11 protein-coding genes and 1 other annotated feature are annotated in these 12,317 nt (G+C 48.6%); of the genes, 6 read left to right on the top strand and 5 right to left on the bottom strand.

The window, feature by feature from the left end; genetic code table 11:
• Window positions 1–32 precede the first annotated feature (32 nt).
• Window positions 33–959: an RluA family pseudouridine synthase gene (locus tag AC2TDN_RS07775; protein ID WP_484687531.1), complete on the bottom strand. Its 927-nt coding sequence runs from the start codon at window positions 957–959 to the stop codon at window positions 33–35.
• A 189-nt stretch (window positions 960–1,148) separates the two neighbouring features.
• Between AC2TDN_RS07775 and AC2TDN_RS07780 the strand changes: the two genes are divergently transcribed.
• Both AC2TDN_RS07780 and AC2TDN_RS07785 read left to right on the top strand, forming a co-directional pair.
• Window positions 1,149–2,729, top strand: coding sequence for a stalk domain-containing protein (locus AC2TDN_RS07780; protein WP_484687532.1), 1,581 nt, complete (start codon window positions 1,149–1,151; stop codon window positions 2,727–2,729).
• A gap of 159 nt (window positions 2,730–2,888) precedes the next feature.
• Complete coding sequence (locus AC2TDN_RS07785) at window positions 2,889–4,781, top strand: B12-binding domain-containing radical SAM protein (RefSeq protein WP_484687533.1); 1,893 nt, start codon at window positions 2,889–2,891, stop codon at window positions 4,779–4,781.
• 74 nt (window positions 4,782–4,855) lie between these two features.
• Here the strand turns inward: AC2TDN_RS07785 and AC2TDN_RS07790 are convergent, their stop codons facing one another.
• From AC2TDN_RS07790 to mnmL, 3 genes are all read right to left on the bottom strand, one after another.
• Window positions 4,856–5,830, bottom strand: coding sequence for a type I phosphomannose isomerase catalytic subunit (locus AC2TDN_RS07790; protein ID WP_484687534.1), 975 nt, complete (start codon window positions 5,828–5,830; stop codon window positions 4,856–4,858).
• 135 nt (window positions 5,831–5,965) lie between these two features.
• Window positions 5,966–6,562, bottom strand: a complete 597-nt coding sequence (mnmM, locus tag AC2TDN_RS07795; protein ID WP_484687535.1) for a tRNA 5-(aminomethyl)-2-thiouridylate-methyltransferase MnmM — start codon at window positions 6,560–6,562, stop codon at window positions 5,966–5,968.
• An 85-nt stretch (window positions 6,563–6,647) separates the two neighbouring features.
• Window positions 6,648–7,610, bottom strand: coding sequence for a tRNA modification radical SAM protein MnmL/YtqA (gene mnmL, locus AC2TDN_RS07800; RefSeq protein ID WP_484687536.1), 963 nt, complete (start codon window positions 7,608–7,610; stop codon window positions 6,648–6,650).
• A gap of 282 nt (window positions 7,611–7,892) precedes the next feature.
• Here mnmL and AC2TDN_RS07805 point away from each other — a divergent pair, with 282 nt between their 5' ends.
• A complete protein-coding gene (locus AC2TDN_RS07805; protein ID WP_053374526.1) occupies window positions 7,893–8,102 on the top strand; it encodes a hypothetical protein in 210 nt (69 codons plus the stop codon).
• A 191-nt stretch (window positions 8,103–8,293) separates the two neighbouring features.
• On the top strand, window positions 8,294–9,061 hold the full coding sequence (trmB, locus tag AC2TDN_RS07810; protein WP_482067270.1) for a tRNA (guanosine(46)-N7)-methyltransferase TrmB: 768 nt from the start codon (window positions 8,294–8,296) through the stop codon (window positions 9,059–9,061).
• On the opposite strand, the gene AC2TDN_RS07815 is transcribed toward trmB, so the two are convergent.
• The gene (locus tag AC2TDN_RS07815; protein ID WP_482067269.1) at window positions 9,058–9,630 is read right to left on the bottom strand and encodes a phosphatase PAP2 family protein; all 573 of its coding nucleotides are present in this window, start codon (window positions 9,628–9,630) and stop codon (window positions 9,058–9,060) included. The genes trmB and AC2TDN_RS07815 overlap by 4 nt on opposite strands.
• 627 nt (window positions 9,631–10,257) lie before the next feature.
• Here AC2TDN_RS07815 and AC2TDN_RS07820 point away from each other — a divergent pair.
• Window positions 10,258–11,493 (top strand): glycosyltransferase family 2 protein, encoded by a 1,236-nt coding sequence (locus AC2TDN_RS07820; protein WP_484687537.1) that lies wholly within the window; start codon window positions 10,258–10,260, stop codon window positions 11,491–11,493.
• A 107-nt stretch (window positions 11,494–11,600) separates the two neighbouring features.
• Window positions 11,601–11,759: a sequence feature (ribosomal protein L20 leader region), on the top strand.
• A 57-nt stretch (window positions 11,760–11,816) separates the two neighbouring features.
• Window positions 11,817–12,314, top strand: a complete 498-nt coding sequence (gene infC / locus AC2TDN_RS07825) for a translation initiation factor IF-3 (protein ID WP_053374530.1) — start codon at window positions 11,817–11,819, stop codon at window positions 12,312–12,314.
• Window positions 12,315–12,317: the final 3 nt, after the last annotated feature.

Genomic DNA, 12,317 nt, shown 5'->3' on the forward strand with positions numbered 1-12,317 from the left:
ATAGGCGGCTGATGCTTCTTTTGGTGTTGCCGCTACTCGGTTGCGTGGAACGGCTTGAGGAACAGCTTCGGAATTTCTGTTTCGAAGCGCACAAGCTTGCCAGTAATCGGATGCGTGAAGGCGAGTACGCGAGCATGAAGTCCGAGCCTGCCGATAATTCGCGTGCGTGCGCCGTACTTTTTGTCGCCGACGACCGGATGGCCGATGTCCTCCATATGAACGCGAATTTGGTTTTTGCGGCCGGTTTCGAGATTCACCTCGAGCAGAGAGAAGTTTTTATTGGCGCGCAGCACTTTGTAGTGGGTAACGGCGTGCAAACCGTCATTCGGGTGAGAGCTTGAGTACATTTTGAGCGTCTTGCTTTCCTTCAGCCATGAGGTGACGGTTCCTTGCTCCTTCTTAACGGCACCTTCAACTAGCGCGACATAGATCCGCTCTTGAACCGAATCCTGCCAGCTGTTTTGCAGCTGCTGCTGAACCGCTTCGCTCTTTGCGAACATCATGACGCCCGATGTGTCGCGGTCTAGCCGATGAACGACAAAAATCCGGTTTTTCGTATTTTCCACCCGTACATGTGCTGTTAGCTGGCGATAGGCGGTAACTTCATGCTCCGGTGCAGCGTCTGACGATATGGACAGGAGTCCGGCTTCCTTCTTAATGACGATAATATGCTCATCCTCGAACATAATAGTGAGCCCTTCAAGCGGAATCTTCTCCTGCGGCCGTTCTTTTCCAACGGTAACCGTCTGGCCGGGCTCCAGCGGATAGTTATATGCGGTAGTCGATTTCCCGCTAACGGATACCTGACCGTGCGCCAAAATCGATTTAACGACATTTCGTCCCGCACCGGAAATGTTTTTTATAAGAAAAGGCAGCAGCTCCATCGGTTCTGTGACCGGATAGGACTTGCTCTTATCTGCCTGTGATTGAGGAGCTCCGCGCTTTTTTCCCCTGTGCATGCTTAAAAACCTCCTAGATTCAATGCTCCTACTATACCACGAGTGAAGGCTTCAGTTCTAATCTTCTATTTGGCTCCTTTCTGCTAGTTATGAAAACCGATTTCATAGACAAAGCATTAGTAGGAATGGTAGGATAAATGGTAGAGATATCATCTGGTTAAATTGTGAAATATTGGAGGAAACTACCGCGTGAAAATCAAACTTTATCAAACTTTGCTCAGTCCATTGCTAGTAGCTGGCTTATTGCTGGCGCCATTGCCAGGACTCACCGACAGCTCCGCTGCGGCGGCTAGCGTCTCTAGCAAGGCGACAGCTTCCAAGGCGACAGCTTCCAAGGCGACAGCTTCCAAGGCTCAACAATTGCAGGTTGTAGTGGACGGCAAGAAGCTTACGCTCTCTGCAGCGGCTTTCGCTGAGAAAGGTGTAACCTTTGTACCGATGCGTGATATTTTTACGGCGCTTGACGCTTCCGTAACCTGGGAGAGCAAGACGCAGACGATAATCGGACGTAAAGGCAATTTATCTATATCCCTTAAGGTAGGCAATAAGCAAGCGGTCATTAATGGTAAAACAGTGAAGCTTGATGCGCCGGCAGTCGTTCGCAAGGGCGTTACATTCGTACCGGTTCGTTTCATATCCGAAGCTTTCAGCGCTGCAGTCAAATGGGACAGCGCCGCTAACGCCGTTCGGATTACATCGCCGGAGGCCGCTGAGGAAGCTGAAGACAACGAGTGGCTCGAGCAGCAGAAAAATCGACCTAAGCTTTCAAGCCAAGAAATCGTAGACAAATATGATGAGAGCATCGTTATGATCACAACGAATCGCGGGCAGGGCAGCGGGGTAATCATTGGCGAAAACCTAATCATTACGAATTATCATGTTATCGTTGACGCAGCCTCCGCAACAGCACTTACCCTTGATGGCGAAGAGCTGAAAATTACAGGCGTAGCCAGCTATAATGAGAAAGCGGATCTGGCCATCATCAAAACAGAAAAGGCAATCGGCTTGCCGGAGATTGAGCTGGGCTATGGCTTAAACACCTATAAAGGCAACAGAGTCATCGCGATTGGAAGTCCATTAGGCTTGCAAAATACGGTTTCCGACGGCCTTGTCAGCAGCATTTTCTTCGAGGATGACATTCGTTACATACAGACAAGCGCGCCAATCGATCACGGAAGCTCTGGCGGAGCGTTGTTTAACGAGTATGGCGACCTAGTAGGCATTACAGCAAGCGGCTATTCAGATGCAAGTGCTGATCTAAACTTTGCTGTTTCGGTTATACACGCGGCTAATCTACAAAGCGAAATGACTGATGAACAAATAGCGAACGCTAAGTTTTTACCTTCCAGCTTGCCGGAGACACTGGTTGGCGTATCGTTGACCGATATTGAGAAGCTGCTCAAGGATCAATATTCTTCCTTGTCGACAGATGATGGCTTGGCGGCGTTTACCAAATGGGAAGCGAAGCGCGATGCTCCAGGATGGCTAGTGCTGACAGCTGATATTGATCCGTTTTTCTACATGTATTACGGACCTAAATCGGCGGAGGAGCTTCGGGTATGGACGATTAATTTAGGCTATGAGTTCCATCGAATGCTGCCTGATGATAAAATTCGAGTTGTTATTTCCTTCCAGCGTGATTACGGCTTCGAGCCGCGCGATTTTGCTGCGGGTGAAGTCACATCGCTAGCCAGCGATAAGTGGCGGGTACGTTTTCCGGTCATCGACATGCAGCTTAAGGATGAGCTATTTATAAAAGTTAGAGATTAATGGAAGTGAGGCATCTGCTGCTGCGATTTGCAGCAACGGGTGCCTCTTCTTTTTTTCTTTTTTTTTCGGTACAATAGAAGGCATCTTGCTATGAGCGCAGTGAGCTGTCACTTATCGCGCTTCATAAGCAAATGCTTAAGTTAGAGAGGTTATGCTGCTATGAAAGTGGTACTGTCCACATTAAATGCTAAGTTTATACACACGTCACTGGCGCTGCGCTGCTTGAAGGCGTTCAGCGGAGACCGATTCGATATCGATATTGCTGAGTATACAATCAAAGATCCGGTGATGAACATCGTGTCGGATATTTTCTCGCGCAAGCCTGATGTAGTCGGATTCTCCTGCTATATCTGGAACATCGAAGAGACGATTACCGTCATCAATATGCTGCGCAAAATCATGCCCGAAATTAAGATCATCCTCGGCGGCCCGGAAGTCAGCTACGATATGGACTACTGGATGGAGCGCGTGCAAGAGGTTGACTTTATCGTGGTTGGGGAAGGCGAGGAGACGTTCCATCACTTGCTGACTGAGATCGAGGGGGACGGCAAATACCATATGGTATTTGGGGTTACCTACCGGAAGCAGCGCGAGGACCGCGTCGAGGTGCTGATTAATCCGCCCCGTCCGAAGCTGAACCTGAACGAGCTGCCGTCGCCGCATCGCTTTGAGGAGGATATTCCTCATTTGGGGAGCCGTGTCGTTTATTTTGAGACAAGCCGCGGCTGTCCGTTCAGCTGCCAATTTTGCCTATCCAGCATCGAGGTTGGCGTTCGTTACTACGATATGGAGCGGACGAAGGCGGATATTTTGTATTTGATCGAAAAAGGCGCAAAGCTCATCAAGTTTGTCGATCGAACGTTCAATATCAAGAGGGACTACGCGCTCGAAATATTCGAATTTTTAATCAAAAACCATCAAGGCTGCGTCTTTCAATTTGAAATTACGGCAGACATCATGCGGCCAGAAGTGCTTGACTACTTGGCTGAAAATGCGCCTCCTGGCATATTCCGCTTCGAAATCGGCGTACAGTCAACAAATGATCCGACAAACGAAGCGGTTCAGCGCCGTCAAAATTGGATGAAGCTCGTTCGTACCGTTATGAAGGTGAAAAACTCGCAAAAGATCGATCAGCATCTCGATTTGATTGCCGGTCTGCCGCTTGAAAATTACGATACGTTCCGCGGCACGTTCAACGACGTATTCGAGCTGCGTCCCGAGGAGCTTCAGCTTGGCTTCCTCAAAATGCTGCGAGGCACCGGCCTGCGCCGCGAAGCGGACAAATGGGGCTATATTTATATGGATAGATCACCCTATGAAATGCTCGGCAATGATTTAATGACCTTTGGCGATATCGTTCGCATCAAGCGGGTAGAGGATGTGCTCGAGAAATACTGGAACGCGCATCGGATGGATCATACGCTGCTCTATTTAGTAGATCGCGTATTCCCTTCGCCGTTTGATTTCTTCCAGGCGTTCGGCGATTTCTGGGAGCGGAGCGGCTGGCAGAAGATCGGTCACCAGCTTGAGGATTTGTACGCCAGGCTATGGGCGTTTCTTCAAACGCTGCCGCTGCCAGGGAAGAAGGGAATCGATTCCCTTCCGTCGCTGCAGGATGATTCGAAGAAAGCTGCCTATACCTTCGACGAGGTGCTTGCAATTGCTGGATCGCGCCTTGATGCCGATGTCGTGCTCGGGCTAATGAAATATGATTATTTCCTTAATCATAATTACAAGCCGCGCAAAACCTGGTGGGAGTTTACGATGGACAAGTCCGTATGGAGCGGCTGGATGCGCCGTCTTGCGGAACGTCCGGACGATGTATCTGCTGAATTTGCAGCTTTGCGCTTTGGCGAGAAGGAGCTTCATAAGCATGCGGTAATCGAGAGGCTGCCATTTGATCTGGCGACATTCCTAGCAACCGGAGAGGTCGTACGGGAGAAGCATACACTGCTTGTCGTATTGTACGCGCTTGAGGCAGGCAGCAGCAAGCCGAAGCCGCGTCCGTTCACGTTGTCGATCGAAGTAGGGCAAGGAGCTTTGCAAGGATAGCTTTATGCAAAATAAAACGGGGCGTGCCAAAGGTCATAATTGACCTTTTGGCACGCCCCTTCTTCTTGCAATATTTAAGCAGGAACAACGCTGCGCAGAACCGTCATGCTGCCCGAAAGCGTGTAGTCGCCAAGATTAGCTGGAAGCAGGAAGCACTCGCCCGCTTTGACAGACTGTTCGCCGTCCGCCCATTTCAAACGGCCTTCACCTTCCGCGATGACTAGAATAACGAAGCTCTCTAGCGAAGTAGATAGCTGCCAAGAAGCGGCTACGATCCCTTTTTCTACGATAAAGTAAGGGGAAGATGCGATATTGAGCCATTCGCCAGCGACCGCATTGTCGGTTTTCATACGCTGAGCGCCAGCGCCTTTGTAGGCGATAACGTTTAGTGAATCTTCAATATGAAGCTCGCGCAGCTGACCGTCAAGGCCTGGCCGGTCGTAGTCAAACAAACGATAGGTCGTATCGGAGTTTTGCTGAATTTCAGCTACTACAACACCTGAGCATAATGCATGAACAGTACCGGCAGGAATATAAAAGGCATCGCCAGCTTCGACGGATACCTCCTGCAGCGTATCCATAATGCGGCCTTCCGCAATAGCGGCTTCCATAGAGGCGCGGTCAACGCTGTCTTTCAAGCCGTAAATGATTTTGGCGCCCGGCTTAGCATCAAGAATGTACCACATTTCGGTCTTGCCGAGCTCACCCTTTGGAAGACCCTCGTAGACGTCCGTAGGATGCACTTGAATAGATAGATCATCATTGCAATCGAGCAGTTTAATAAGGAGCGGGAAACGTCCGTTTTTCTCAGAGAAGCCCTGTGTGCCGAACCAAACGCGGCCGTAGTTTTCACGAATCTGGTCAAGGCCAGCGCCTGCAAGCTCGCCGTTCATCACTTTCGTTGTGCCGTTAGGGTGATCACCAATCATCCACCCTTCGCCGATAGACCCTTCAGGCAGCTCAAGACCAAAGCTCTCAAGCGCGCGTCCTCCCCAAATGCGTTCTTTCATTTCCGGTTTGAATTGCAGCGGATAAGGTTTTACTGTCATAAGTTATCTCTCCCATGTCGGTTGTATGTATTGATGTTACTTTTCTAAAACTACCCTTAAGCATAGGTTGAACAAGTAACGGTGAAAAGGGACGTAATGACCAAAATAATTACATGAACTGCGTCTTGCGCCTCGTTACTTACCAGCTGTCGGCCGTTTCTCGAGAGCGACGAGATACGGTGCAGCAGGTCGCTGCGATTGGCGGTAAGTTACCGCCTGTGCAAGTGATTGCGGAAGCTGCGCAGCCCAAGCTTCTACGGAGGCTGCTTCTTCAGCGCCGCCAGGATGTCCTGGATATAATACGCAGGTTACGATACCGCCCGAGCGCAGCAGTCGAATAGCTGCATCTAGCGCCGCCAGCGTCGAAGCGGGCTCCGTTATGATCGTGAGGTCGCTGCTTCCCGGCAAGTAGCCGAGGTTGAACATTACTGCGGAGACTTGTCCAACGATTGCTGGATCAACCGCATCAGCCATCCTTGCATGATTCTCAAGCACTAGCTTCACATCAGGCAGCTTGCAGCCGCCTTCGATAGCGTAGAGGCGCTCACGGGTACGGTCGAGCGCCTCCTGCTGGATATCGAAGGCATACACGGTACCGTTTGGTCCGACGAGCGCAGCAAGCGCCTGCGTATCGATGCCTCCGCCAGCGGTTGCATCAATGACGATATCGCCAGGGGAGGTCCGCTCGGCGATCCACTTGTGCGCCATGCTCAGCACCGAAAGAAAGCCCATCATGCACCTCCAATCGCTGCTGCTGACAGGAATAAGTCCTTGCTTATGCACCAAGAGCAGCTAAATTTACTATCGTACATTCCAATTAGACCTCCTGCTGCCATAGCTTGCCCTGCCAGGTGTTGCGTCGCTTCAGCTCGTCGTCGAAGGCGTTCAGCACTACCCATTTCTTAAGGCTCCACATAGGACCGATGAGCAGATCGCGCGGCGCATCGCCTGTTAGGCGGTGAACGATCATTTCGGGCGGCAAAAACTCCAGCGTGTCAACGATCAAATTCACATATTCATCCTGCTCAAGGAATTGCAGCAGCCCAGCCTCGTACTGACGGACCATAGGCGTCTTACGCATAAGGTGAAGCAAATGGATCTTGATTCCCTGCACATCCATTTTGGCGACGGCGCGACCGGTGTCGAGCATCATTTCATGGGTTTCCTGAGGAAGTCCATAAATAATATGCGCGCATACGCGTATGCCGCGCTCGCGCAGACGCCTCACGGCATCGAGATAGCAGGCTGTATCATGCGCCCTGTTGATCAGCTCGGAAGTGGATTCATGCACCGTCTGAAGCCCCATCTCCACCCAAAGGTAGGTACGCTCATTCAGCTCCGCCAAATAATCGACGACATCATCAGGCAAGCAGTCGGGGCGTGTAGCAATCGAAAGGCCGACTACGCCGGGCTGCTGCAAAATCACTTCATAATATTCGCGAAGCTCTTCTACGGGCGCATATGTATTCGTATAAGCTTGGAAGTAGCCGATGTACTGGGCATCGGGCCACTTCTGATGCTGGCGATCGCGTATGTTATTGAACTGCGTAACGAGGTCATCCCGTCTGCTGCCGGCAAAATCGCCTGAGCCGCGAGCGCTGCAAAACGTACAGCCGCCCTTAGCAATTGACCCGTCGCGGTTTGGGCAAGTAAAGCCGGCATCAAGCATCACCTTAAAAACTTTGCCGCCAAACTGCTCCCGCATTTCGTAATTCCATGTATGAAATCGTTTATCGCCCCACAGCATTGTCTCTTGCGACGATGTGCGTAGTTCAATCATCGTTTTCCCCTTCTTTCAAGACGTACATCCTATATTTTAGCGAAAAGCGAGTGGAAAAGCCACGTTTGTTGTAAGTCGGACCGAAGAACGTTCGGAAACCGCTTTATTTGGAAATTATTTTTGAAAATGGTCATTTTGGGCTTGCATAACCTTACATGAAGTGTTATATTAAAAGTGCGACAAAACAACAAAAAAACCTAACATATCCCAATTGCACTTACATTCATGAAACGTCGATTAAATGGAAATACTTTTTTAAATAAATCGATGAGGTGATTAGAGATGAATAACGTATCCAAAATTTTACGCGGCGACGACACGGTTACTGTCGAGCTGACTGTTAAAGAACTGATGGCGCTTACGGGTGTCCGTTTTCACAATAACCATGGAGTAGAAATTTCTGCACGGAAGAAATTGAACGAAGTGTTGGTCGAAACTTATGAGCGCGATCAGCAAGAGAACGGTCCGATTCCCTACCAGCTGCTGCTTTAAAACATAAGCCGTGCAGCAAAATACACAACATGCAAGCCGCAGTGCCGTAATATGGCCGCGGCTTTTTTCTATAATAAGAAGGTTTGTCCGAGTTGCTTAACCATTCCTCTTTACTTTGCACTCATTCTTCGGCACAATAAGGACTAGTCTATTCGTTGCATCGTCTACGATAAATGGAGGAATCACTGCATATGCGTTTAAGAGGAAGAAAAGGTATTCGCGAGAGTCTAGAGGGACAGCCAGAGCTAGTAGTGCTCGATGCTGCGCCACACAAAGGAAAGTGGAATGAGTTTTTCGGCAACGATCAGCCTATTTATGTAGAGCTGGGTATGGGCAAGGGCCGTTTCATCAGCCAGATGAGCGCACGTTATCCGCACATCAACTTTATTGGCGTTGATATGTACGACGAGCTGCTTCGCCGCGCGAGCGAGAAAGCACGAATCGTTTGGGAGCAAAAAGGGGAGTCGCATCCGCCGAACCTGGCGCTGCTGCGTGCCAATATCGAAGGCATTGAGACGATGTTCGCGCCAGGCGAAATCGAACGCGTTCATCTTAACTTTAGCGACCCATGGCCAAAGAGCAAGCATGCGCGCCGGAGATTAACGCATCCTAGGCTCGTTGCGAAATATATCGAGCTGCTGAACGAGCGCGGCGAGATTCATTTTAAGACAGATTCGCAATCGTTGTTTGAGTTTTCATTGAACAGCTTCGCGGAAATGGAGCTTATCATGCGTAATATTTCGCTCCATCTACACAAAGAAGGTCCTAGAGAGGACCTTGTGTTTACCGAGTATGAGATGAAATTTATGGAAAAAGGGCAAAATATTTATCGTGTAGAAGCGGTAATCGGCGCTGAAGCGCTGAGGAAGCACCGCGAGGCGAGGCATGAGAAGTCGATTAAGGAAGAGGCGGAAGCGATCGAAGCAGATTCGAACGATTTCGATGAGGAAGACAACTAGTTCAGTCCAATAGCTGGTCCAACCCAGGAATAATTGACCGCGAGAGCAGTTACCGTTCCGATGAGTGCGCCTGCCGCAACGTCGGACGGATAATGCAACCCAAGATACATCCTCGACCATCCAACCGAAACTCCGATTATTAAGGCTAATGGCACCATCAGAGTGAGCCAAATGCCGCTCGTGAGCAAAATAGGTACAAGCCAAGCAAAAATAGCTGTTGTATGACCGGATGGGAAGGAAGAATCCATCAGCGGCTTATGACCGGTATTTACTCCCTGCAAGGCCTGATAAGGTCGAAGCCGTTTGAATTTGCGTTTGACGATTGCAACTGGCAAGTGGCTAATGATGACGGCAGCCAAGCATTGCCAGCCAGTTATGCTCCAAGGAGTCGGTGCTAGAATTGCATATATAAGGGCGGTTGCAAGCGTAAAAGTGGCGCCGCCCATATGTGTGACCGTACTTAACCATTTGCCTAGGAGTCGATGTCTTTTCCCCCCTGCAGGTCTCCGATTTGCCCAAATCAGCACTTTTTGCTCACTTGTCTTCAGCCAGCCTATCATTCGTTCCATCGCTGTTGTCCTCCTAACGGTGGCTAAAATTGTAACTTATTTCTTCTTAGTATTGTAATAAAATCAATTTTAGCATGTTTTTGTTCGCTGGGCGTAAACTATTTCTTGTCCCAATATTAAAGTTTAGCATAGCTTGGTATAAATAATGATTTTCAAATTGCTGTTTAATAATGTGCAGTTGATGGTAAAACTGTAATGGACATATTTCCACGCGTTAAGGCAAATAATGTCGAAATAGCGAAAGGTGTCATTTTGATTCCTCATGTTCACCTGTTCGTCACATAGTCGCTTCTCAATCCCAGAAACATTTTCACACATTTTATCGTAAATAAGGACGTTAGTGCTAAAAAGTCAGCAAATGGTTGAAAATAAGACTGAGCCGTCGTAAAAGGAGGTAATGCGTTCATTGATATGCCATGCAAGCGTTTTTCTGACGAGATTAAGCATAATCGAGACTAATTCAACTTTTGACAAAGAAGTTGTTTCTGTGGAGAATCAATAAAGATCCGCGAGTGTTTGCAGAGAAACACTCATAACAGAGAGAAAATATATAATAAAAGCTTGCAGCAGCCGTGAACGAATGCTGAAAAGAGCAAAAAAAATGGGGTCTCAAGGGGGCAGTACCGCATGGTTCTGAGTGTTATTTTTATTGCATTTCAAGTAGTAATGGCGTTAATCGCGGTTTATCAATTCAGCATTTCCATCTTCGGCTTGGCCAAAAACATAAGCCGGAAGCATCACGCACCGCAAAAATCATTTGCCGTGCTAGTGGCAGCTCACAACGAAGAAAAAGTAGTCGGAGCGCTAATCGAGAATTTGAAAAAAATGGACTATCCAGAAGAACTATACGATATATTTGTTATTTGCGATAACTGTACAGACGGTACGGCCGATATAAGCCGGAGCCATGGCGTCAACGCCTGCGAGAGAACGAATCAGCTTCTGCGCGGTAAAGGCTATGCGATTGAATGGATGCTCAAAGAGCTGTGGGCTTTGCCCCGCCAGTACGATGCAATTGTCATGTTCGACGCCGATAATTTAGTAAATCCTGATTTCTTGCAGCTGATGAACAATGATTTGTGCGAGGGCCATAAGGTCATTCAAGGTTATTTGGATACAAAAAATCCGGATGACTCATGGGTTACCGCAGCATATGGGATTACCTATTGGTACTGCAACAGATTGTGGCAGCTGTCCAGAACGAATTTGAAAATGGCCAACTTTCTCGGCGGTACCGGCATGTGCTTTGATTCGTTGCTGCTGAAGGATATGGGCTGGGGAGCTACAAGCCTCGTTGAGGATTTGGAGTTCTCAATGCGCTGCGTGAAGCGCGACATCTACCCCGTGCTGAACTACGATGCCAAAGTATACGACGAGAAGCCAGTTACGTTTAAAGCTTCCGCAAGGCAGCGTCTGCGCTGGATGCAAGGACATTTTAACGTGGCGCGCAATTATTTTTTTCCGCTCCTTTGGGCGAGTATCAAGGAGCGCAACTTTGTGAAGTTTGATTCGGCGATCTACTCGATCTCCGTTTACAACACGTTGCTCGGCTTTCTTTTGACGTTGATTATTTGGATCGATATCGCGCTTCCGTCTTCAAATTACTTGGATTCGCTGTACAACTACGTGCCGTGGTGGGTAGTCGGTATCGCTGCTGTCGCATCAATCATTCAATTCCCGCTTGCGCTGATGCTTGAAGGCGTGAAGTCGTGGAAGATGTATGCGCATCTGCTGACATTGCCGTTCTTCCTAATCTCTTGGTGGCCGATTACATTCTATGCTTTCTTTACTCAGAACAACAAAACATGGAGCCACACGCAGCATACGCGCGTCGTTCGCATTGAGGAAGTACAGAGCAAATAGAGAAAAGCGGACTTTACAGTAGCTTGAAAAATATTTTGCATAAGCGGTTGACATAGCTTCGTAGGCCATGGTATAGTAACACGGTAACATTTTCAACTAACTAAATGACGCACAAGCAGAAGCACCCGCTTCTCACCTTTCGGCTTAAGCTGACTGGTTCGCGATAATCGATTGGTCACTCCATTGTTTCGAATTGAAATGATGCACTGACATACATGTACGGTTATGAGATGCGGGTTCGAGCGAACCCGCATTTTTTTATTGCGTAAAAACATGAAACAAACCATTTTTGGAGGTGGCACGTTATTAGCAGAGAACATCAAATCAATGATGAAATCCGGGCCAGAGAAGTACGTTTAGTAGGCGCTGAAGGTGAGCAAATCGGTATCAAATCGATTCGCGATGCCTTGCAGATGGCTATTGAACTTAATTTGGACTTGGTGAACGTCGCTCCGACGGCAAAGCCGCCGGTATGCCGCATCATGGACTACGGTAAGTTCCGTTATGAGCAGCAAAAGAAAGAAAAAGAAGCTCGCAAAAACCAAAAGATCGTTGATCTTAAGGAAGTTTGGTTCCGCGCCAACATTGATGAAAATGACTACCAAACGAAATATCGCAACGTCGTTAAGTTTCTGGGTGAAGGCGATAAAGTGAAAGCATCCGTTAGATTCCGCGGCCGTGAGATTGCGCATGCATCTCTAGGACAAAAGATTTTGGATCGTCTTTCAAAAGAAGTTGCCGAATTATGCAGCGTTGAGCGCGCTCCTAAGCTGGAAGGCCGGAGCATGATTATGATTTTGGCACCCAAAACCAACAGCTAACAA

The sequence above is a fragment of the Paenibacillus sp. Y660 genome (genome assembly GCF_057221575.1).